Source organism: Ralstonia pickettii (genome assembly GCF_000607165.1).
Taxonomy (GTDB): Bacteria; Pseudomonadota; Gammaproteobacteria; order Burkholderiales; family Burkholderiaceae; genus Ralstonia; species Ralstonia holmesii.
On sequence record NZ_JFZG01000024.1, the window covers coordinates 21,451 to 44,128 of the forward strand.

Genomic DNA, 22,678 nt, shown 5'->3' on the forward strand with positions numbered 1-22,678 from the left:
GGAAAGCCAGTCCAGAAAAGGAGACGCGGACAGCGTTGTCAAATCGACAGGTTTTGCGCAAAACAGCACCATGCCGAAGCGCCAGAAACGGCGCCATATCGGGCGCTGCGGGCAAGCAACTTGCTGATGCGCGGCGATGCTTGGCCCGCCCGTCGGGCCCGTCGGTCCTACGCTGGAACCTGCTCTACCCGCGCACGACCTCGTAGCGCATCTCCACGAAGGTGTTCTTGTAGGGCACTGCGGAAGTGAGCTTGAGCGCGGGCTGCACGATGCGGCGTGGCAACAGCGGCAGTCCGGAGCCCAGGGTGACAGGCATCACCTGCACGATGAGTTCATCAAGCAGCCCTGCATCGAGAAACTTGCCGGCGAGTTCACCACCACCAACGATCCAGAGATTGCGTCCGCCGGCTGCCGCGAGCATGTCGCGGTGCACGGGCGCCACATCACCACGCACGAAGCGGATGTCTGCACCTTGCACCGCCGGCAGCGTGCGCGATGTGAAGACCCACGCGGGCTGCACGTAAGGCCATGGCTGGGCTTGCCCCGCCGGGCCGGGCTTGGTCAGTTCGCGCAGCAGCCATTCGTAGGTGGACGCACCCATCGCCAGCGCGCCGACGTCGCGAATGAAGCCGTCGTAGCTCGTGCCTTCCAGCGAGCCAAACTGCATCAGCCAATCGAGCGAGTGATCCGTCGTGGCGATGAAGCCGTCCAGGGTGGTAGCGGCGTAGTACTGCGTCTTCGACATGGCGGGCTCCCGTTGAAATTTAGGAGCGAGATGTTACGCCGCACGAATTGCCATTGCCTTGCGCGGCGCTACGCCACTGTAACGACGTTGCCAGCATCGGCAGCGCAGATCCGGTTGCGCCCCTGATGCTTGGCGTCGTACAGCGCGCGGTCTGCGCGTGCGCTCAGCCGGTCGAACGATTCGCCGGGTTGCCACGCCGCCACGCCACCGCTGATGCTGTAGCGGCACGGCTGCGCACCAGCCATGACAACTTGCGCGGCGGCAGCTTTGCGCAAGCGGTCTGCGAGATGCATGGCGTTGCCGCTGTCAGTGTCAGGCAGCAGCAGCGCAAACTCTTCGCCACCGATGCGCCCGAGCACGTCGGTCGGCCGCAGTTGCACATGCGCCATCTGCACGAACGCGCGCAGCACCGCATCGCCGGCAGCATGACCGAGGCTGTCGTTGATGCGCTTGAAGTGATCCAGATCGAGAATCAGCAATGCGAGCGGCTTGGCGTGTCGCTGCACACGGCCGACATGGCGGCGCGCCAGCGCCTCAAAGCCCTGGCGCGACAGCGCACCGGTCAGGAAATCGCGGTTGGCCGCATCGCGCGCGTCGGCCAGCAGCGCGTCATGCACCATCAGCATGGCCGACATCGACAGGATGGGCATGATCGCCGCCGCCACCACGAGCAGCAGCACGCTGCCGGCGCTGGCAAACATGCTCGGGCTGGAAGCCGCGCCCAGCGTCAGGAAATAGACACCGCGTACGAGCTGACAGGCGCCGAACACGAGCGCAATGATGGCCGTGACCCGATACGGATAGGTCGGTCGACCGGCGGGCGAATGGCGCACCAGCATCCACGCCAGTGCCGTGCAGAATGCGGCGGAAAACAGCGTGGTCGAAAACACCCGCATGGGGATACTGTCGACGGCGTAGCGCCAATAGATGACTGCCACCCCCACCGCCGCCACGCCCGCCAGCAGGACCGGCCACTGCGGCCGGCGGCCGAGAAACCGCGCACAGCCCGCGTAGTAGGCAGCGCCACCCAGCGCCAACAAGACATTGGCCACAACCACCGAGAGGCTGTCAGGAATCTTCCCGCGCAGCAGGATCAATGGCAACGCCAGCACCACAGCCAGATTGGCACCAAACCATTCGGCAATGCCGGCCTTGCCGGCGCGCAGCAACGAACCCAGCAGCCCCAGGAGCACAAAGCTCATCAGCGCCGACGTGGCAATGGCGACGCCTGGATCCAGCATGAGCACTCCCGCAAGTCTTCTGTGGCGGGGATTCTACGAAAAGCGGCGCATTGCGGACATCACCGGGTGGTGGGGCACAACCTGGGCCGAAAGCCGCAAATCAACGCAGCCGGTGGCTTCCATCGTGTGATGACAACCCTTGCATGAAGGAGCCGTCGCGCAAGGTCAGGCCTTCGGCCCGAGATCGTCTACCGCATGTCCGCCGGCGGGCTGCAACGCAGCTTCGGCGGCGTCCACCTGTGCGGGCTCGGCGTCGATGGTCAGCAGAAAGCGCCCGCCGATCACGACATTCTGGAATTTGCGCTCGTAGGTCTCGGCGTTTTCGCCGCCGGGCTCGTAGTCGCCGCAGAGGAAGTTGCCGCACAAGGCACCTGCCTCGTCGCCCTGGTGCGACAGCGCGACGCGCTCCAGCGTGAGGCCGGTGTTGAGCACGGCTTGGCGGGCTGCCTCAGCAGCAGCATGGTCTGTGAAGATGCGGACGATGGTTGGCATGGGGTTCTCCTCGTCGTGGTGAACCCAAAGTTGACGCATCGGCCGTGCCCAGCGGCACGCCGGGCGGGTGGCTCAGAACAGCGCCATCTGCCGCATCCCAAACCCGATCGCCTCTTCCACCCGCATGCGCGCGTGCGTGAGCGACCCCTCGATGCCCGAGAGCGTGCCGGCCAGCCAGCGGTAAAGCAGCGGCGCCTGACCGCGCGGACTCAGGTGGATTTCACCGAGCTTCTTGCCGCGCTTGTCACGGTAGTAGTGGGAGCGGTAGCCGCGTTCCCAATGCGTGATCGGGCCGCGCCATCGGCGCAAGCGGCGGGGTTTGGTGGGGGACGTTTCGGCTGGTGATGCCGACGCTGGTTCCTCCCAGCCGAAAGCGGGTTTGGCAAACAGCGGCAAACCTTCCAGATCGGGGTAGAAATCCATCGTCGTATGCTCAGCTAGCCGCGCCGCCGCAGGCTTTGCAGACAAACACGGCGCGCAGCCCGCATGATACCTGGGTTTATGGCAGACAGCACGTGCAAACGGCCTAACGGCGGGCATCGGAACAACGTTGCGCACGTCGTCCGATCAGCGCTTCGGTATGATGGCCGTTCCCAGTTTCATGACACGCGGCAATCGACCGGTACCTAGCATGAAGAACGCCCTTAACACGTTGATGACACCCCGAATCGCCTGCACCCTGTTGTTGGCGGCAAGCTTCGCCACCCAGGCCCACGCCCAGGAAGGCGCATTCGCGCCGCTACTCCGCCATCTGGCCGATCGGCTGGTCACCGCTGACCAGGTTGCGCTGAGCAAATGGGACAGCGGCCAGTCGGTCTACGACCCGGCGCGCGAGGACAAGGTCATCGCCAATGCCTCGGCGCAGGCGCCCGCCTACGGCTTGGCGGCGGCAGACGTGAGCAACGTCTTCACAGACCAGATCGAGGCGAACAAGGAGGTGCAATACGCCCTGCTGAACGACTGGCGCCGGGCCGGGGCTGCGCCCACCGCGCAACGGCAGAGCCTGCCGGATGTGATCCGCCCCAAGCTGGACGGGCTACAGAAATCCATCCTGCAAGCACTGCGCGACGCTGCCCCCGCACGCGGCCAGGCGGATTGCCCGGTGCAGGTAGCAAACGACATCGGCCGTGTCGTGCATGAGAAATCGCTCGACACCCTGCATCGGATTGCACTGGACCGTGCAACGGCAAGGCTCTGCAGCCCCCGCTGATCCCATGAAAAAACGGCGCGGTCCTGAAAGGGCACGCGCCGCAGCATCCGTCACGCTTGTTAGGGAAATCAGGGCGTGGGCGTCCAGCTCGCGCCGTTGCCATCCTTGAAGCTGGCGAACACCTTGGCGGTGGTGTTGAGCCCGCTCAAATCAATGGCGCTGGTGGCATATTGGGTATCGCGACCCGACATGCTCAACGCATTGCCGGCCGCGTCCATGCTCAGCCATTCGCGCCACCCTGCGGTGGCGGTTGGTGTTCCGGGGTACGGTGCCATGGCGCCGTTGGTGTTCGGATCTTCCCAGCCGCCGCTTGCGATGTGTGTGCCCATCTTCGTGCTGATGTACGCAGCTGTGTCGCAATACAGTTGAGCATTGCCGAAACTGCCGGTGCCCGTGTATTGCTGGGTGCAGTAGCTGTTCGCGGCCTGGGTGGCACCGGTCAGGGATCGTGCGAGATAGGTGGTCCCCGCAGGCACCGTGGCATCCGCGGTCAACGCGCTGTTGAGCACCACGAAGCCCGGGTAACCCGTGGCCGCACGGGCCTGGATGATGGCGTTGGCGCTATAGCTGCCGCCCGAGCCTGCAATCGGGTCAAACGTCGTATGCAGCTCGCTCTGCTCGAACAGTGCCGCATAGGGGGAGCCCCAGATGAAATCGACGTTTCCCGCAATGTAGGACTTGTAGTACCAGACCCAGCCCTTGGTCTGGATCGTATCCTGCGCGCTCAGGAAGTTCATGAAACTTGCCACCATGCGGCTGGCGGTCAGGGTTGAGGTGTTGTAGTAAAGCGCCTCGGCCTGGTTGTTGAAGTTCGACTGTCTGACGTGCGAGTTCTGCAACGTGAAGTTGGTGAGCTTGAGCAGGTCGGAGCCCTCCACCAGAAGGACAGATCTTCCGCCTCCCAGGGCGCGCCGGGTGCCGCTGCCTTCCGTCGTGAGCGTTGTGGCCGGTGCTGTCTTGCTGCCGCCGGTGCCCGGGTTGTAAGACTCCGAGTTGTCCTGGTAGACGATGGTGCCAGCCTGGCTCTGGCCCGAGATCGTCAGGTTATTCACGTTGCGCAGGAACAGCTGCTCGTTGTAGCTGCCATCCTGGATCGTGATCGTCTTGCTGGCAGACGCGTTCGCGCTGCTGTTGCGCATGATCCAGTCGAGCGCACCCTGTACGGTGCGGAAGTCCGCCGTGCCGGTGCTGGCGACGGTCACGGCCGTCTGGGATGCCGGGGCGGCCTTGGTCGTGAAGGTCCACGCCGTAGGCGAGGTGATGCCCGCAAAGGGCGTGCCGTTCATCTTGCCGGCCAATACACCGTTGTCGACGGTGACGTAGTACTTGGTGCCGTTGCTGAGCATGTTGTCATGCAGGCGGATGGTGGCCGTATTGCCGGAAATCGTGACCGGCGTGTAGTACACATACCGCCACTGGGTCAGCCCGGTGTTGTTGCCCAGCGTGTCGATCTCGGTGTTGGCGGCCGGCATGTAGGTCTGCGTTTCGCCGCCGGCGGTGACCGGCGCTCCGCTGATATCGATCTGGTCGACCTGCACGCCCGTCGTGGCATTGAAGACCTTGACCAAGCCGGTTGCGCCCAAGGTGGGTGTGGCGTCAAAGCTGAGTTGCAGCCGTGTGTCGACATAGGCGGCGGTTTCTCCATTGGCGGGAACCAACCCGACCGCGTTCGTCGAGCCTGACGACGAACCACCGGAAGACCCCGATCCGCTGGAAGCCGCCGCGACAGTCACTGACGTACTGCAACTGCCCTGAGCCGTGCAGCCCGACACCCCTTCGCCGGACGTCGAGACAGAACTGGTGAGGCTACCGGCGACTGTGGCCGTAGCCGTCAGGGTGACGGTCGCGGCGGCTCCGGCTGCGAGCCCCGCAGGAATCGTGCACGTGAGCGTGCTGACCGCCGGGCCGCATGTTGCACCCTGCGCGTTCACCGCGATACCGCCGACGTTGCCGGGCACGGTGGCCACCAGCGAAATGGTATCCCCGGTAGCGCCGCTTCCATTGTTCACGGCGGTGATCGTCCAGATCACACGATCGCCAACGGCGGCGCTCGTCTGGCTGGCGGTCTCGGACACATTCACAGAAGCGAGGTTGGCCGTTGCAGCCGAGCCGCCGCTTCCGCCGGTGGTGCTGCTGGCAGTGTCGGTGCCACTATCTCCGCCGCAGCCCGCCAACAGCAGTGCTGGCAGGGCTGCAACCACAACTGCGTGCTGGAACATTCTTGTCATTGTTGTCTCCTCTTCTTCTTTTGGTATGAGCGTGACGCAGTTGCGCTCAGTGAATCGACATCGGCGCATTCACTGCGGGGAAGTCCACGAACGCGCTCGTGCAGTCATAGGGCGCCGGCGTTGCCGTCCGGTTATCGAAGATATGGACGTGGTTGATGTCCTGGCCCGCGAGCAGCAGGCTGGCAAACGACACCGGCCCCGAACCCATCGTCAACTCCGCATAGGACGGCACGGGATTCGTCAGCTTGGTCGTTGCCCAACCCGGCAGAGAATCAAAGACCACGTTGTCGAAGACGACGTTGTAGAGATAGTTGAACTGGCTCTGCGACTGGTAGCCGCGCAGCAACAAGGCCGCGTTGGCGCCGTCATAGACGGAGCCGGCCACATCCAGGTAGCGGAAATTGCGCACCGTGATGTCGTGAAGGTTCGGGTAGAGCGCCTTGGCCGAGCCCGAAGCGTCGCCGTAGTACGGGTCCATCACGATCGGCTGTTGCAGACGCCGTGCGCACACACCGTCAACCGTCACATTCTTGACTTCACCGCCACGGCTATCGTCGGTCTTGATGCGAAAGCCGCTGGTGGCGCCCATGTCGAAGCCGTCGATGGTCAGGTCGCGGATCGTGATGCCGTTCATGCCGCTGTCGGTTTCGCTGCCGAGCGACATGCCATGCGTGAAATAGAAGCGGTTGTGCAGGATCTGCACGTTGGAAACGGGGCCCGTGGTGCTGGCGTGCGACTTGATGGCGATGCCGTCGTCGCCATTGCTGATGTGGTTGAACGCAATGAGCACGTTCTGCGATTGGCCCGGGTCGATACCGTCTGTGTTTTTGACGGTGGCAGGCGTAAAGCAGGTGCTGGGCGTGGTGGTATTGGGCGAACCTGAGACGACCGGCATCGTGTTGGCTGCGCATTGGTAGCCTGCCACGGAGTATTCGAGCGAGGGCGTCAGGATCTTGGTGCCCCAGGCGGTCACGCCGCTGACGCCGCTCGTGACAACGTGGAACTTCGGCGCGTTCTGCAACGTAATCCGATAGAGGCTGAAGTTGCTGCCGCCATTCACCTGGATCAGGCGCGGGTTGTTCTGGCTGGCGTTGCTCATGGTTTTGGTCAGCGCGCCGACATCCCACCACGTGAGCTTGTTGGCATACAGGCCGGAGGTGAGCACCTCGCCGCCGCGGCCGTCGATCACGCCGTCGCCGACCACACCGTTGCCATTGGGCGTCGTGGTGATGAGCGCGTTGCAGCCGTTGTCGCTGCTGGCGGTTTCGCCGCAATTGTTCTTGCCGCTGATCTGGTAGTCAGACGGCTTACGCGAGGCGAACAGCGTCACCCCCGCGTCGACCCACAGCGTGACGGACCCCGTCAAGACGATCGGGCCACTGAGGAATGCGTTTTGGCCTTGGCTTCCCTTGACGAGCTTCACTGCCTGCCCGGCAGGACAACCGTTGATGGCCGCCTGAATGTTGGCGGTGTCGGGCTCAGAGTTGGCCGGCGGCGCATCCACCGACGCGTCGAGCAGCCCCTTGCTGTTCTTGGTCAAGCTCGCGCTCAAGGTCGCACACACCGTAGTGGGTAGCGACGGCTCCTTGCCCTGCACGGCTGGATCAGAAAGCGCCGTGGCCGGCCAGAGCGCAGTGGAAGTTGTCGTAGATGTACCGGTGCCGACTCCAGGGCCGGTTCCAGGGCTGGTCGCGACACCACCACCGCTGCTGGCGATGTCGCTGCTGCTGCCATCACCGCCCCCGCAGCCGGTCAACGCAAGGCTGACAGATAGGCAGATCAGGCCGATGCGGGCACGCGCTGTCCGCATCGCTCTTGAATGGGTCATCGTGTTGTTCTCCTCGTTTTCTTCGTATGGGTGTGAATTCAGCGCGCGTGCTACCCGCTCGCAGGCGGAGCAGCACGCGTTTGGCGGAGGCGGGCGCGCGTGGGAATACGAGCGCCGAATGGGCGGATCAGCACGCGCCGGTATTGCGCCGCAACGTGCGTCGTGAACGCGCGAAAAGCGTATGGGCGCGAGTTGGCGCCCACCGCCGGTGGCGGGGGTGTTCCATGCGTCTCCTCTCTGATTTTTGTATTGGCCACTACCGGAGAACTGCGTCCTTGCGAGCAGGCAGGTCCCCGGTCAGCCAGTTTCTGATATATCAAAATCTATTAATTGATATATTAGAAGTCAAGGCAGGGTTTTCCCGGCAGAGCCGTAAGGCCAGCAAGACGGGAACAAAAAAAAGCCGGCCCCAGGGGACCGGCTATGCGAGGAGAGGCAGCGCCGAGATTTACGTCAACCCAGATCCACAGGCACGAAGATCTTCGTATCGTCACGCTGTACGAGCAGGGCGACATGCTTGCCGGCGCGATCCACCAGCGTGCGCAACTCCTGCACCGACGACACCGGTGTGCCGTTCAGCGACAGGATCACGTCGCCGGGTTGGATGCCAACCTTGGCCGCCGGGCCGGTCACGTCCATCACCACCAGGCCGCCAGGCAGGCCGTTCTGGCGCTTCTCTTCCGGCTGCAGCGGTCGCACCGCCAGACCCAGGCGGCCTTGGTCCGGCGCGGCCTTTTCACTGGATGCCACCTTGGCATCCTTGGCGGCACCGACGGTCACAGTCAGTGTGGTCGGCTTGCCCTGGCGGATGATCTGCAGCGGCACGGTGGAGCCCGGCTTGATGTCGGCCACCTGCTCGGGCAGATCGCCCGACCGGTCGATCCGTGCACCGCCAATCTGCAGGATCACGTCGCCAGGTTGCAGGCCGGCCTTGGCTGCGGGGCCGCCGTCTTCCACCGAGTTGACCAATGCGCCTTCGGGCTTGGGCAGCTTGAAGGAATCGGCCAGCGACTGGTCGACCTCCTGCACCGCAATGCCCAGGCGGCCGCGCGTGACCTTGCCCGTCGACACAAGCTGCTGCTCCACCTTCATCGCCACATCAATCGGCACGGCAAACGACAAGCCCTGGTAGCCACCGGTCTGGCTGTAGATCTGCGAATTGATACCGATCACCTCGCCGCGCTGGTTGAACAGCGGGCCGCCCGAGTTGCCGGGGTTCACGGCCACATCGGTCTGGATGAACGGCACATAGGTATCGTCCGGCAGCGAGCGCGACTTGGCGCTCACGATGCCCGCCGTGACGGTGTTCTCGAAACCGTACGGCGAACCGATGGCCAGCACGGGCTCACCCACCTTGGTATTGGCTGGGCTGCCAATCTGCACGATCGGCAGGTTCTTGGCGGAGATGCGCAGCACTGCCACGTCGGATTGCTTGTCGACGCCGAGCACCTTGGCCTTGAACTCGCGGCGGTCCGTCAGCTTGACGTTGACCTCCTGCGCGCCATCCACCACGTGGGCGTTGGTCAGGATCAGGCCATCGGCCGAGACGATGAAGCCGGAGCCCAGACCGCGCACGATCTGGTCGCCGCGCTGCTGCGGCATCTGCGGCATGAACCGCTTGAAGAATTCGGAGAACGGATCATCCGGGCTCATGCCGGGCGGCAAGCCCTGCATGCTGGTGCGCTGCGCGTGCGCGGTGGTGCTGATGTTGACCACCGCCGGGCCGTAGCGATCGACGATGCCTGAGAAGTCCATTGGCGCCGCCACAGCCACCGGAGCTGCACCGGGAGCAGGCGCGGTCGTTGCCGTCGCAGTGGCCACGGGCGCCGCCACCGCACGCGAAATCATGTCTTTCTGCAGATAGGCATAGCCGCCTGCAACGGCGACCACTGCGGCCAGGCCAGCCGCACTGCGTGCCAGGGTTTGACGCGTCATTGTCGTGTCCTCTCTTGCTTAGCACGAGGGTCACGGCCTGCGGAGTCGCCTGTCGTGCCCATCGGTTGAAGGCATCGTAGGCGGGCAGACTTAAACGAGACTTAAAGGTGCAAGGCGCACGCGCACATCACACGAAACAAAATGTTTCTACGCATTGGCCTTGAATGGAAAGCGCAACACCACGCGCAAGCCGCCCCCCTCGCGCGCTTCCAGCGCCAGGGTTGCGTCGTGCGCCTGGGCGATCTCGCGCACGATGGCGAGGCCGAGGCCGCTACCGCCCGTGGGTGCCTGAGCAGGCCGATAAAAGCGATCGAGCACGCGTTCGCGTTCCTCCGCAGGGATGCCAGGGCCGTTGTCTTCCACCACCAGCTGCGCGCCACCGTCGGGCGTGTGTTCGGTTGATACATCGACGCGCGCACCGCGCGGGCAGTAGTTCAGCGCGTTGTCGACAAGGTTGACCAGCAGCACGCGCAGCGCATCAGCATTGCCGATGACCGATGCCGGCTGCGACTCCACCGCGACCCCCAAATCAATGCCCTTGTGCACTGCCGCCGGTGACAACTCGGCAACCACGTCGGCCGCCACGGCGTCCAGCGCAACGGATGCGCGTTGCGTATCGGCCGCGCCCGGCTCCTGCCGTGCAAGCGTCAGCAACTGGCCAACGAGGCGGATCATGCGTTCGACACCGCGATGCAGATCGGCATGCGCGGCGCGGCGTTCGTCTTCGTTCTCAGCGCGGTCGGCCACCTGCAACTGCAGCTTGAGGGCGGCCAGCGGCGTACGCAGCGCGTGTGCGGCATCGGCAACGAACGCGCGCTGGTGCGCAAGTGCGGTGCCGAGCCGCGCAAGCAGATCGTTCAATGCTTGTGTCAGCGGGCGGATCTCGTCAGGCAAACCCTGCGTGGGCAACGGCGACAGCGCTGCCGCATCGCGCGCCTGCACCTGCTTGGCCACCGAGCCCAGCGGCGCCAGCCCACGCCCGACCGCCAGCCACACGATCCATCCCAGCAGCGGCAGCAGGATTAGCAACGGTGCGACCGTACGCAGCGCCATGCGCGCCGCCACCTCGTGCCGCGCGCTATATGGCTGCGCGATCTGCACCACGGCGGGCCCGAACGCGACGCTGTAGATGCGCCACGGCCCCTCCGGCGTATTCGCGTCGGAAAAACCGAGCTCCGCCTGGTCCGGCAGATCGGGCCGCGCGTGCGAGAGATACAGGCTGCGGCCAGTGCCGTCCCAGATGCGGATCACGACGTCATCGTCACGCGCAATGCCGGCGAGCGCCGGCGGCGGCGGGTCGATCCACTGGCTCGGCAGCGCAGCGGCCACCTGCTGCATCTGGTAGTCGAACAGCGCGTTGGCTTCCTGGCGCGCCTGCGCGTAGATCAGACCGGTGGCGATGACGATGCCCGCCAGCAGGCCGCCGGCCAGCCACCACAGCAGGGTTTTACGGATCGATTGCATGGCTTATTGGTGCGCGTCGCCAGCGGCAGGTTCCGCAGGCGACGTCGACGCCTCACGCGGAATCACATACCCCACGCCGCGGATGTTCTGGATGAAATGGCTACCAAGCTTCTTGCGCAACGCGTGAATGTAGACCTCGACCGTGTTGCTGCCCACCTCTTCATCCCAGCCGTAGAGGTTGTCTTGCAACTGGGCGATCGACCACACCTTGCCCGGCCGCGCAAGCAGCGCATGCAGCACCGCAAACTCGCGGCCCGACAGTTTGACCGGCACACCCGCGCGCAGCACCTCGCGGGTGACGGGGTTGAGCAGCACCTCGCCGTGGCGCATGAGCGGATCGGCGCGGCCGCCTTGTCTGCGCAGCAGCGCGTGCATGCGTGCCGCCAGCTCCTGGAGGTCGAAGGGCTTGACGAGGTAATCGTCTGCGCCGGCATTGAGACCGGCCACGCGGTCGGCCACCGCATCGCGCGCGGTCAGGATCAGGATGGGGATGGCGATGCCGCGCTGGCGCAGTTCGCGCACCACATCCAGCCCGTCGCGCTTGGGCAGGCCGAGGTCGAGCAGCATGAGGTCGAACATGGTGGCGCCGGACTCTGCGCCGGCGGCGCCAGGCGCCGTGATGGCGTGCACGGCTGCCTCGCCGTCACGCACCCAATCGATGGCGAAACCGTCGTGGCGCAAACCCTTGCGCACGCTGTCGCCGATCATGTCGTCGTCTTCTACGAGCAGTACGCGCATGGCGAATCAAAAATTAGCCGGGGAGGGCTCATTGTAGAACTGCCGCGCGGGCGGCCCGCACTTTGTGCAGAGCCGCCCGCAGTTTCACCCCCCCATCAGAACCCGCCCGATTTGATCAGTTGATTCAACGCGCCGATGTTCAGGCTGCCCCAACCCGTCGGGTAATCCCAGCCTTGCGCGGCGCTGTAACCGTAGCCCTGGTAGCCGTTGTTGCCCGAGACCACGTCATACCGCAGCAGCGAAGCGTTGGCCGGAATGGCGCTGTACAGGCGCGCCGCCGGAAAGCCCAGGTTGCCGTTGGCCGCCAGCAACCGTGCCCAGAAGCCGACAAAGATGGGCGATGCCAGGCTCGTGCCGCCAATCTGCTGCAACTGCCCGTAGTTGTAGATGTAGGCGCCGGTGCTCTGTGCTGCGTCGAACGACACATCGGGCAATAGGCGCGCATTGCCGCCCTGCCAACTTGGCGCCGGCAGGATCTGGCTGATGCCGCCGCCGGTGGCCCACAGCTTGCCGTTGCCGTCCAGGCCTTCGTTCCACACGGTCTCGCTAGCGAAGCTGGAACCGCTCGTATAGAGCGTGGTGCCGCCAATGGCGAGCACGTGCGGTGACGATGCCGGCCACGACACGCTGTAGTTGCCGCCGTCCGGATAGCCGCGATTGTTGCACTCGTAGACGCCCTCGTCGCCCGAAGACACGGAGAACGTCTGCCCCTGCGCGGCGGCTGTGGTGAAGATGGCCTCTTCGGCGTCGAGCGTGCCGTCGGCGCTGGCATCGTTCTCGCACCAGCCGAGCGACACGTTGATGATCTTGGCGGTGTTGTCGGTCACTGCCTTGTTGAAAGCCTTGGTCAAGCCCGTGTTGCCCGGCGCGTTCAGGTCGGCCATGTAGAAGGCCAGCTTGCCGACCGCGCCACCAGCCGCACCTACGATGGACTGGCTGTCGAGGTTCCACTCGCCCTGGCCTTCCTGATCATCGGTGTAGTTGCCGCTGCTGCCGTTGGTCTTGATCGTGGTGGTGGACACCGCGGCGTAGCCGTTGTTGCTCGTGAACGTACGCAGGTCACGCAGCGTTTGCGATACGCCGCCGATGGTGATGACGCCCACGGTCGTGCCCGCCGCCGTCGGAACGCCGGTCGCACCGTACAGCGCTGGGAATTCCTTCGGGTAATGGCCCGTGGCTGTGCCCGCAGCCAGTGTACGCGCTTCCGCCACATCCCCCACACGCAGCAGCGGACGCGCGCGCGCCACGTTCTGCAGGCCCAGCACCGAGCCAACGATGCCGCCCAGCGCGCGCGGCACCTGGGCCTTGCTGCTGTTCGCAAACCCGCTGCGGCCGGCAAGCTGGTAATGCACCAGCGGCGTGTTGAACGCCGCCTTGACCGTGCCGGCCGTACCGCGCGCCGACACCAACAGCCGGTTGGGCGCAACGTCGATATCGATAAAGCCGTTCTGCCGCAGATAGCGCACCACGGCATCCACCTGTGCCTGCGTGGGCGCGTGGTTGGCCAGGAACTGCTCGCTGGTCAGGTACTTGCGGTAGTGTGAGCTGCGCGGGTCGTTGACGCCGTGCGCGAGCGCCTTAAGGCTGGCCTCATTGCGCAGCTTGAGACTGATCAGTACATCAGTGGTCTGGCCGGGCGCGACCTCGTTGGCGGCGCCGCGCGTCATGAGTTGCGGGCCGGTGACGAAGGCCTTGGTGTGGGTGTCGACCCAGTCGGTGGCGGCATGCAGCGGCCCGGCCGCGAGCACCAGCGGCCATGCACAAGCCAGTTGACGGCACAAAGTAGAAAGTTGCTGCGTGGGGAGAGCAGTACGGAGCATCGGATGTCCTTTTGAGGAGTACGACGTTGCAGGACCACGCCGCTTGTGACGACGTGGGCGTCGTTCACCGTATCCAACGCGTTGCCCTCGCAACAGTGCGAAAACAGTCAGTTGCATCCGGAGCGCGCTGCATCTAGCAACCCCTCGCCGGGCGGTTGCGCAAGGCAGCGCTTGCCTTTATCGTGATGCGATCCGCGATTCGAACCCGCGCCCAGATGAGCGCCCAGCAAACCACTTCCCCCGCCACCCCTGATTCACCGACCGACCTGCGCGAGCGCATTCGCACGGCGCGCCCGTCGCTCTCGCCGGCCGAACGCCAGGTGGCGGACTGGGTGTTGCGCCAGCCCGGCACAGTGCTCAGCCTGCCGGTGGCGGCCATCGCGCGTGAGGCCGGTGTCAGCCAGCCGACCGTGATCCGCTTCTGCCGCTCGATGGGCTGCCATGGCCTGTCGGATTTCAAGCTGCGGCTGGCGCAAGGCAACGTGGCCCGCGATACCGCGCCGGCGCGCATCGCGTCCCCCTCGGGCATGCGCGTCCTGCAGAACGCCATCGATTCGCTCACCACGCTGCAGGACCGCTTCGACCCGGGCACGCTCGATGCAGCGGTGGCGCTGGTCGACAACGCCCACCGCATCGATCTTTACGGCTTCGGCAGCTCGGGCGTGGTGGCGCTCGATACACAGACGAAATTCTTCCGCTACGGCATTCCTGCGAATGCGTATAGCGATCCGTATCTCGTGTCGATGTCGCTGAACGTGCTGCAGGCAGGCGACGTGGTGATCGCCATTTCCAAATCGGGTGCGCTGCCCGAACTGCAGACAGCGGTGGAGCGTGTGCGCGAACTGGGCGTGCGCGTGATTGCCGTGACAGCGCCCGGCAGCCCGCTCGCAGCACTCGCCGATGTCGTGCTGCCCGCTGGCGTTGACGATACCGTGGCCGACCGTTCGATGGTCGCGCGCATCTTGCACCTGGCGCTGCTCGATGCGCTGGTGCTGGAAGTGGCGCTGCGCAAGGGCAGCGCACTCCATCACGCCGATCAACCTGAGTAACGCGAAAGCTGCGTCAGTGTCCCTGGGCCACCGCGTGGTCCATGGCAGCGCAAAGGCCGATCAGCCCCGGGTACGGAGAATGAATCACATACACCGGCATCGACGCCACATAGGTCGAGAAGCGGCCCTTGTCTTCAAAGCGGCGCCGGAACGGTGAGTTGGCAAACGCCGGCCCCAGACGCGGGACGATGCCCCCGCCGATGTACACGCCGCCGCGCGCACCCAGCGTGACCGCCAGGTTGGCCGCGATGGTGCCGAGAAACGCGCAGAACGTATCGACGGCATAGCGGCAGCGCGCATGGTCGCCGGCGGCGTCTTCCATCTCGCCAAGTGCGATGGCGGTGATGTCGGCCGCGCGGCGCAGGGTGGGGCCTTGCTGCCAGAGGTCGAAGCACGCACCCAGCGCCTCGTAGATCAGCTCCAGGCCCATGCCGGAGATCAGCCGCTCGGCCGACACATGGCCGAAGCGCTCGCGCGCGAAGCGCCAGATGACGGCTTCCTCGTCGTTCATCGGCGGGAAGGCGACATGGCCGCCCTCGCCGGCCACGGCGATGTAGCGGCCCTCCTGCGTCGGCAGCAGCGATGCAACGCCCAGGCCCGTGCCGGCACCGAGCAGCGCCCGCGGTGCATCGGCCAGGCTGGCACCGCCGCCCACCTGTTCCAGCTCATCTGCGGGCAGATAGGGCAATGCGTGCGCCAGCGCGGCAAAGTCATTGAGCACGACAAAGGTGTCGAAGCCCAGCGACTGGCGCATTGCCTCGATCGAGAACGCCCAATCGCGGTTGGTCATGCGAATCTGGTCGCCCAGCACCGGATTGGCGATGCCGATGGCCGCATGGCGCACGCCAGCGGTTGCGATTTCCGGCGGCAACGATGCCAGGTACGCGCGCATGGCCGCTTCGAGCGAAGGGTAGTCATCGCCGGCCAGCACACCGATGTGGGCCAGGCGCATCGGCGCCATCTCCAGCGCAAAGCGCACGTTGGTGCCGCCAACGTCGGCCACCAGCCGCGGGTAGGCCAGCATATCGGCCAATTGGTCGGCCCCAGTGCCCGCGTTCACCTCATGTAGTCCAATAGACATCGAGCGGTACCTCCCGCTGATGAATGACGTAGCTCACCGGCAGCGCACGCTGTGCCGCGCCTCGCGCGGCATCGTCGAACACACCGCGCTTGACCGGCCCGGAGATCGAAAGGAACAACCGCCGCGCCGCACACAGCGCAGACAGATTCAGGCTGATACGCCGATGCGGCGCTGTGCCCGGACGCACCGGCAGATAGGCCGGCGCCTGCGTGCGATCGAGGCCCTCGTTCAATTCGGGCGCGTCGGGAAACAACGATGCGGTATGCCCGTCGTCGCCCATGCCGAGAATCACTACGTCGGGTTGCTGAAACGGATCATTGGCAGTCGCCACGCATGCATCCACGTCAACCGATTCACCATGCACGTGCGGTGGCAACACCAGCGGAAAAAAGCGCGCCGCAGCCGCGGCATCCTGCAACAGGTGCTCGCGGACGAGGCGCGCGTTGCTGTCGGCGTGCTCGGGCGGCACGGCACGCTCGTCGACCAGCGTGATCGACACATCAGCCCAGCGCAGCGGCAACACGCGCAGCGCGGAAAACAGCGCGATGGGCGAACGCCCGCCCGACACGGCAAGGCACACGCTGCCCTGCTCGGCAATCACATGCGTGAGCGTGCTCGCAATGGACTGGGCCAACGCCTGGACCTGCGCGGTGGCGTCCGGAACTGCGTGCCAGCGCATCGCCATTACATCTCCTCGTGCCAGGCAGCGTTGTCGCGCGAGAGCAGCGCGCTCGATGCCGCCGGGCCCCAGCTACCCGCGGTGTAGCCCTTGGGCGGAATGCGTGCTTCGTTCCACGCTTCAATGATCGGCTCGACCCAGCGCCAGGCTTCGGCCTGTTCATCGCGGCGCACGAACAGGCCCAGCTTGCCATTGACGGCGTCCATCAGCAAACGCTCATAGGCGCCGGCATGGCGCACGCCGCCGTGGTCGGTAAAGTCCAGGTCCAGCGTGGACGGCTGCAGGCCGAGCGCCGCGCCCGGCGTCTTGGTCAGGAACTGCAGGCGGATGCTCTCTTCCGGCTGCAGGCGGATGACGAGACGGTTTTCCGGGAACTGGATCAGCGGCTTGGGAAACAGCGCGTGCGGCACATCGTGAAAGCGCACCACGATCTCCGCCAGGCGCTGCGGCATGCGCTTGCCGGTGCGCAGGTAGAACGGCACGCCAGCCCAGCGCCAGTTGGCAATCTCGGCCTTGATCGAGACGAACGTTTCGGTACGGCTGTCCGGCGGAATACCCTGCTCATGCAGATAGCCCTGCACCGGCTGCCCCGCAATGGCGCCTTCGAGATACTGGCCGCGCACGGTCTTCTCGGGCACCTCTTGCAGCGGGATCGGCTTGAGCGCCTTGAGAATCTTCAGCTTCTCGTCACGGATGGCGTCTTGCGACAGGCTCGACGGCGGCTCCATGGCGACGATACACAGCAGTTGCAGCAGGTGGTTCTGCACCATGTCGCGCAGCGCGCCGACACCGTCGTAGAAATCGCCGCGCTTTTCCACGCCAAGCTGCTCGGCAATGGTGATCTGCACGTCCTTGATCCACTCGCGGCGCCACAGCGGCTCGAACAGCGCGTTGCCGAAGCGGATCGCCATCAGGTTCTGGACGGATTCTTTCCCGAGGTAGTGGTCGATCCGGTAGATCTGGTCTTCGGCAAAGAACTCGGCCACGGCGGAGTTGATGCGCTCGTTCGACGCGAGATCGGTGCCCAGCGGCTTTTCCAGCACCAGCCGCACATTCGGCGTATTCAGCCCGACACGGGCGAGCTGCTTGCAGATATCGATGAAGAAGCCAGGCGCCGTGGCCAGATAGCACACGGTCACTGGCGCGCGGTCCTCGCCCAGCGCGGCGGCCAGTCCATCGAACTGTTCGGGTTTGCGGGCGTCGACCTGCTGGTAGACGATGCGCTCGGCAAACGAGGCCCAGGCGTCGTCGGAAACGGGCGCGCCGGAATACAGGCGCATGGTCGGGCGCGTTTCACGCTCCAGCAGGGCAAGGTAGCCGGCTGTCTCCAGCGGCTGCGTGCCGATGGCGAAGATCCGCCCGCGCGGGTGCAGTTCGCCGCCCTGATGCGCATCGAACAAGGCCGGAATCAGCTTGCGGCGGGCAAGATCGCCCGTACCGCCGAACAACACCATGTCGAATGCGGGCACCGACATCGTCATCTCCTGTGTGTGAGCCATCGATTAGGCTAGCCTAGCTGACTAGCAAGACAACACGCGTTTTAAGCTCATTTTGTAGTATTACTACATCACGAGCAAGACGTTCGTGAAACTGCCCGGGCAAGCGTTTCCGGCGAGACTTTTGCCACAGGGCACGGGCTCTGGCGCGTCTTCTGGCACGCAATTCGCGTGCTCGACCGTGTTATCGGCGCTGCGTCGGATGCGATACCTGTGGAAAACCCTGCACCACATCCGGCGCATTTGTAGGAAAATTACAGCATTCCGTCCTGCCCGGACCTACCCCCCAGGAGAACCCGCATGGCCCTGCACCGCACTTTGGCCGCCGTCACCCAGCGCATCATCGACCGCAGCCGCGGCCCCCGTCAGGCCTATCTGGACGTCACCCGCAAGAACGCCGGCCGCAAGGTCGAGCGTACGCTGCTTTCGTGTACGAACCTCGCCCACGGTTTTGCGGCCATGCCGGGCGAAGCGAAGATCCGCCTGAAAGCGCTGGAACGGCCGAACCTCGGCATTGTCTCGGCGTACAACGACATGCTCTCTGCGCATCAGCCGCTGGAGGCGTTTCCCGCATGGCTCAAGCAGGCCGCGCTGGATGCCGGCGGCACCGCACAGTTTGCCGGCGGCGTGCCGGCCATGTGCGATGGCGTCACGCAGGGGCAGGATGGGATGGAGCTGTCGCTGTTCTCGCGCGACACGATTGCCTTGTCGACGGCCGTGGCGTTGTCGCACCAGATGTTCGACGCGGCGCTGTACCTGGGCGTGTGCGACAAGATCGTGCCGGGGCTGGTGATCGGTGCGTTGTCGTTCGGCCACCTGCCCGCCGTGTTCGTGCCGGCCGGCCCGATGACCACCGGCATCAGCAATGATGAAAAAGCCCGCACGCGGCAGCTTTACGCCGAGGGCAAGCTCTCGCGCGCCGACCTGCTGGAAGCCGAATCCAAGTCGTACCACGGCGCCGGCACCTGCACGTTCTACGGCACGGCCAACTCCAACCAGATGCTGATGGAGGTGATGGGCCTGCACCTGCCGGGCACCGCCTTCATCAACCCAAACACGCCGCTGCGCGAGGCGCTCACGCGTGAATCGGCGCGCCAGGCGCTCAAGCTCGTCTTCAGCGGCGACCAGTACACCCCCATTGCCGACGTGCTGAATGAGCGCGCCTTCGTCAACGGCATCGTCGGCCTGCTGGCCACGGGCGGCTCGACCAACCACACGCTGCACCTGATTGCGATGGCGCGCGCGGCCGGCATCCTGCTCACGTGGGATGACTTCAACGATCTGTCGGGCGTGATTCCGCTGCTGGCGCGTGTCTACCCGAACGGCAAGGCCGACGTGAACGAATTCCAGGCGGCGGGTGGCCTCTCCATCGTGATTCGCGAGCTGATCGATGCGGGCCTCCTGCACGACGACGTGACGACGATCATGGGCAAGGGCCTGCGCCGTCATTCGCAAGAGCCCTTCCTGGACGGAGACAAACTCGTGTGGCGCGATGGTGCCGCGGCCTCGCTCGATACCAACATCGTGCGCGGCGTGGCCGAGCCGTTCTCGCCGGACGGTGGCCTGCGCGTGCTGGACGGCAACATCGGGCGCTCGGTCATCAAGGTGTCGGCGGTCAAGCCGGAGCATCGCTTTGTGGAAGCGCCGGCGCGCGTGTTCCTTGCTCAGGACGATCTGATCAATGCATTCAAGGCCGGCGAACTGGAGCGCGATTTCGTGGCCGTGCTGCCGTATCAGGGCCCGGCCGCCAACGGCATGCCCGAGCTGCACAAGCTCACGCCCACGCTGTCGGTGCTGCAGGAGCGCGGCTTCAAGGTCGCGCTGGTGACGGACGGCCGCATGTCAGGCGCGTCAGGCAAGGTGCCGGCCGCCATTCACATCACGCCGGAAGCGCTCAACGGCGGGCCGCTGGCGCGCGTGCGCGATGGCGACATCGTCGTGCTGGATGCCGAAGCGGGCACGCTCTCGGTGCGCGTGTCGGAAGATGAGTGGAATGCGCGCCAGGTCAGCACGCCCGATCTGTCGCATTACCACGCAGGCGTGGGGCGAGACCTCTTCTCGGGTTTCCGCCGCAATGTGTCCGCGGCGGAAGAAGGCGCCTGCACGTTGTTCGTATCGGCGGGCGCATAAGCTGAAGGCAAACTGACCGGCCCAGAGGTCGATACCGGGGCCGGTTGCTTCTACAGCATCGACTTGTCGATCGAGATACCCAGCTCACCCGCCATCTGTTCGACGAGCGCCTGAAGCCTGGCCACCTTGTCGGCCAACTGCTTCTGCTCCGCCTTCAGCGCTTCAAACTCAGACGGTGCGATGGACTCGTCAACGCCGTCGCCCTGACGGATGTCGGCTTGCGCAACTTCACCGCAGAGCAGGTGCATCCAACGGCTTTCACGCTCCCCCGGCATACGTTGCAGTTTGACGACATAGGGTGGATCGTTCTCGGCCAGTTCATCCAGAAACGCTTCAACGGATGAAATATCGGCAAAGGCGTGGAACCGCGCGGCGTTCAGTCGCAGCTCGGCTGCGGTCTGCGGACCGCGCAGCAGCAGCACGGTAAGCAACGCGATGGATTGGCTCGGCACACCGAGCACGCGGTTCATGTTGTGCTCGAACCGCGGCACGCGGCTGCTGCTGCCCTCCATGATCAGGCTCATCGATTTCAGCCCGTCGATGGCCGTGAGGATCTCGGCTTCGGTGACGGACATGACCGGCGCACGCGCGGTTTTCTGATTGCAGCCGGCCGCCAGCGCATTGAGCGTCAGCGGATAAGTGTCGGGTACCGTGTGCTGCTTTTCGACCAGAACGCCGAGCACGCGTCCTTCAAGTGCGGTGAGGGTACGGATGGCACGACGCTGCACAGCGTCGGGATTGATATTCATGATGGGGCGGCGACGGATACGCTGGTTGGGGCAAATCGAATCCCAACATCATATCCGGCACCCGCAGGCAGGAGGCCCTGCCTGCGCAACGACAGCGAAACTCAGCCCTTGGCCGGGCCGCGCACCAGCAACACAGGCGTGGTCGCCTGGCGGATGAACTTCTCGGCCACGCTGCCCAGCATCGCATGCGCCAGCCCACGGCGGCCGTGCGTGCCGATCACGACCACATCGGCGCCACTGCGCACCGCTTCGCCCTGCAGAGCGGCGGCCACATCCTCACCCACGTTCTGCGTTTCCACCAGCACCGTTTCCTGCTGCAAACCGGCAGAGGTGAGCGTTGCGGCGGTGTCGGCCAGCAGCGCGGTGCCGGCCTGGATGAACGACTTGCGCAGCTCGGTCGGGTCGTAATAGCCAACGTCGAACAACATGGCGGGGCTGTCGACGATATAGACGGCACGGACGGTGCTTTGGAATGCCTTGGCCAGGCGCACGGCCTCGGCCAGGGCCAGCTTGCTGGTTTCGCTGCCATCAATGGCGACCAGGATCTTCTTGTACATGGTTCAAGCCTCGCAGGGGAGTGGTTGTCGGAATACTGTGCTGACTGTGCTGGGGCAGCGTTTTGGCCACCCACACGCTATTCTGTGACATCGAACGCCCTTTTGCGTTGCGCCAAATCAGATGGCCGCGACCATGCGACGCAACAATGCACCGTCATCCGCCCGCTCCTACGCCCGAGTTGATTGCTGCTTACCGCAGCGCGCGGTATCGCGTCAGCGCACCGCAAGGCGACGTGCTGCTGCGCGTCGATGCCATCAACCCATGTGTGGCGGCATTGCTCGCGCAAGCCGATTCACCGTGGGCCGTCTTCGTGACGGCGCATCAGCCTTTCTCCCGCGCGGTGTCTGCCGATGAAAACGCTGCGCGGCAGGCCGAGCTGCTGGCCTGGGCCATCGCGCGCGGCATGCCCTGGCTCTCTGGCGAAGGCGGCCCGCCGGAAGATGCCCCGGCGAACACGTGGTCGCCCGAGCCGAGCCTGCTCCTGTTCATCGAAGACCCGGCCATCGCCGACACCCTGATGCTCACGTTCGAGCAGAACGCCGTAGTGCTGTGCGATGCGCACGGATTTTGTACCTTGCGTTGGCACCCGTATCTGCCAGACTGATTTTGCACAAGGCACTTGGCGCACAGCGCTTTGCAGCACCGTAAGTGGCGCTTCCGATTCCTAAGTGCTTGCGTAGATACATCAGCAGGAGGTTCGTATGGAACTGCACATGCAATCGCATCATTGGGAGCGCCGCATGCCCGACTGGCTCGCCGCCAGCGTGGCCGGCCTCGTGGGCGGCGCACTGGTCATCGTGCTCGAATTCTTCTGGTCGACCATGGTGCTCAATGAAAGCCCATGGCGCCCGACCCACAAGATCGCCGCTATGGTCATGGGCCGGGGCGCACTGGAAGAGATGTCGTTGTTCAGCTACAGCATCGTGGCGACGGCTCTCGTGCTGCACTTCGTGCTGGGCGCCAGCATGGGGATGATCCTTGGCGCCATCATCGCGCCGTTCCACTTCGATTCGAGTCCGGGCATGCTCGCGGCCGTCGGCGTGGCCTTCGGGATCGTGGCGTACGTGGTGAACTTCTACGGCATGACGGCCGTGTTTCCGTGGTTTGTGTCGGAGCGCGGCTCGGGGCCGCTACTGGCGAACCTGCTGTTTGGGGTGGCGGCGGCCATCACCTACGGCATGCTGGAACGGCGCGTGCGGGAACCAATGCACTGACACGACCCTTTTTCCTGCGGC

The 22,678-nt window shown here is 65.0% G+C and carries 20 protein-coding genes; 5 read left to right on the forward strand and 15 right to left on the reverse strand.

Annotated features, from left to right (window positions below):
* Positions 1-184 precede the first annotated feature (184 nt).
* The 4 genes from BG83_RS0117660 to BG83_RS0117675 form a co-directional block, all read right to left on the reverse strand.
* Positions 185-745 carry a dihydrofolate reductase family protein gene (locus tag BG83_RS0117660; RefSeq protein ID WP_024977925.1) on the reverse strand — a complete coding sequence of 187 codons (561 nt, stop codon included), beginning with the start codon at positions 743-745 and terminating at the stop codon, positions 185-187.
* Positions 746-813: 68 nt separating this feature from the next.
* The gene (locus BG83_RS0117665) at positions 814-1,986 is read right to left on the reverse strand and encodes a GGDEF domain-containing protein (RefSeq protein ID WP_024977926.1); all 1,173 of its coding nucleotides are present in this window, start codon (positions 1,984-1,986) and stop codon (positions 814-816) included.
* Positions 1,987-2,151: 165 nt separating this feature from the next.
* Positions 2,152-2,478 (reverse strand): hypothetical protein, encoded by a 327-nt coding sequence (locus BG83_RS0117670; RefSeq protein WP_024977927.1) that lies wholly within the window; start codon positions 2,476-2,478, stop codon positions 2,152-2,154.
* Between the two features lie 72 nt (positions 2,479-2,550).
* The gene (locus BG83_RS0117675; RefSeq protein ID WP_024977928.1) at positions 2,551-2,901 is read right to left on the reverse strand and encodes a hypothetical protein; all 351 of its coding nucleotides are present in this window, start codon (positions 2,899-2,901) and stop codon (positions 2,551-2,553) included.
* 208 nt (positions 2,902-3,109) lie between these two features.
* Here BG83_RS0117675 and BG83_RS0117680 point away from each other — a divergent pair, with 208 nt between their 5' ends.
* Positions 3,110-3,688: a chorismate mutase gene (locus tag BG83_RS0117680; protein WP_419177611.1), complete on the forward strand. Its 579-nt coding sequence runs from the start codon at positions 3,110-3,112 to the stop codon at positions 3,686-3,688.
* A gap of 68 nt (positions 3,689-3,756) precedes the next feature.
* Here BG83_RS0117680 and BG83_RS27885 read toward each other — a convergent pair whose 3' ends face one another.
* The 6 genes from BG83_RS27885 to BG83_RS0117710 form a co-directional block, all read right to left on the reverse strand.
* Positions 3,757-5,916 (reverse strand): Ig-like domain-containing protein, encoded by a 2,160-nt coding sequence (locus BG83_RS27885; RefSeq protein WP_235193217.1) that lies wholly within the window; start codon positions 5,914-5,916, stop codon positions 3,757-3,759.
* A 46-nt stretch (positions 5,917-5,962) separates the two neighbouring features.
* Entirely contained in the window at positions 5,963-7,744 is a 1,782-nt protein-coding gene (locus BG83_RS0117690) for a glycoside hydrolase family 28 protein (RefSeq protein ID WP_152543722.1), read from the reverse strand.
* Positions 7,745-8,197: 453 nt separating this feature from the next.
* Positions 8,198-9,679, reverse strand: coding sequence for a DegQ family serine endoprotease (locus BG83_RS0117695; protein WP_024977932.1), 1,482 nt, complete (start codon positions 9,677-9,679; stop codon positions 8,198-8,200).
* A 147-nt stretch (positions 9,680-9,826) separates the two neighbouring features.
* On the reverse strand, positions 9,827-11,143 hold the full coding sequence (locus tag BG83_RS0117700; RefSeq protein ID WP_024977933.1) for an ATP-binding protein: 1,317 nt from the start codon (positions 11,141-11,143) through the stop codon (positions 9,827-9,829).
* A 3-nt stretch (positions 11,144-11,146) separates the two neighbouring features.
* A complete protein-coding gene (locus tag BG83_RS0117705) occupies positions 11,147-11,881 on the reverse strand; it encodes a response regulator transcription factor (RefSeq protein WP_024977934.1) in 735 nt (244 codons plus the stop codon).
* A 95-nt stretch (positions 11,882-11,976) separates the two neighbouring features.
* The gene (locus BG83_RS0117710; protein WP_024977935.1) at positions 11,977-13,701 is read right to left on the reverse strand and encodes a S53 family peptidase; all 1,725 of its coding nucleotides are present in this window, start codon (positions 13,699-13,701) and stop codon (positions 11,977-11,979) included.
* Between the two features lie 215 nt (positions 13,702-13,916).
* On the opposite strand from BG83_RS0117710, the gene BG83_RS0117715 reads away from it, so the two are divergent.
* Positions 13,917-14,750, forward strand: coding sequence for a MurR/RpiR family transcriptional regulator (locus BG83_RS0117715; protein WP_024977936.1), 834 nt, complete (start codon positions 13,917-13,919; stop codon positions 14,748-14,750).
* Between the two features lie 13 nt (positions 14,751-14,763).
* Here BG83_RS0117715 and BG83_RS0117720 read toward each other — a convergent pair whose 3' ends face one another.
* From BG83_RS0117720 to zwf, 3 genes are read right to left on the reverse strand one after another with little or no spacing between them, the layout of a single operon-like run.
* Positions 14,764-15,831, reverse strand: coding sequence for a glucokinase (locus BG83_RS0117720; protein WP_024977937.1), 1,068 nt, complete (start codon positions 15,829-15,831; stop codon positions 14,764-14,766).
* A complete protein-coding gene (gene pgl / locus BG83_RS0117725; protein ID WP_024977938.1) occupies positions 15,812-16,516 on the reverse strand; it encodes a 6-phosphogluconolactonase in 705 nt (234 codons plus the stop codon). The genes BG83_RS0117720 and pgl overlap by 20 nt, the downstream gene beginning before the upstream one ends.
* Entirely contained in the window at positions 16,516-17,985 is a 1,470-nt protein-coding gene (gene zwf / locus BG83_RS0117730; RefSeq protein ID WP_024977939.1) for a glucose-6-phosphate dehydrogenase, read from the reverse strand. Before zwf ends, pgl begins: the two co-directional genes overlap by 1 nt.
* Before the next feature lie 321 nt (positions 17,986-18,306).
* On the opposite strand from zwf, the gene edd reads away from it, so the two are divergent.
* Positions 18,307-20,136: a phosphogluconate dehydratase gene (gene edd, locus BG83_RS0117735; RefSeq protein ID WP_024977940.1), complete on the forward strand. Its 1,830-nt coding sequence runs from the start codon at positions 18,307-18,309 to the stop codon at positions 20,134-20,136.
* 50 nt (positions 20,137-20,186) lie between these two features.
* On the opposite strand, the gene BG83_RS0117740 is transcribed toward edd, so the two are convergent.
* The gene (locus BG83_RS0117740) at positions 20,187-20,885 is read right to left on the reverse strand and encodes a YceH family protein (RefSeq protein WP_024977941.1); all 699 of its coding nucleotides are present in this window, start codon (positions 20,883-20,885) and stop codon (positions 20,187-20,189) included.
* A gap of 101 nt (positions 20,886-20,986) precedes the next feature.
* On the reverse strand, positions 20,987-21,442 hold the full coding sequence (locus BG83_RS0117745) for a universal stress protein (protein WP_024977942.1): 456 nt from the start codon (positions 21,440-21,442) through the stop codon (positions 20,987-20,989).
* A gap of 146 nt (positions 21,443-21,588) precedes the next feature.
* Between BG83_RS0117745 and BG83_RS0117750 the strand changes: the two genes are divergently transcribed.
* A complete protein-coding gene (locus tag BG83_RS0117750) occupies positions 21,589-22,047 on the forward strand; it encodes a DUF3293 domain-containing protein (RefSeq protein WP_024977943.1) in 459 nt (152 codons plus the stop codon).
* Positions 22,048-22,144: 97 nt separating this feature from the next.
* Positions 22,145-22,657 (forward strand): hypothetical protein, encoded by a 513-nt coding sequence (locus tag BG83_RS0117755; RefSeq protein ID WP_024977944.1) that lies wholly within the window; start codon positions 22,145-22,147, stop codon positions 22,655-22,657.
* The last annotated feature ends 21 nt before the right edge of the window (positions 22,658-22,678 follow it).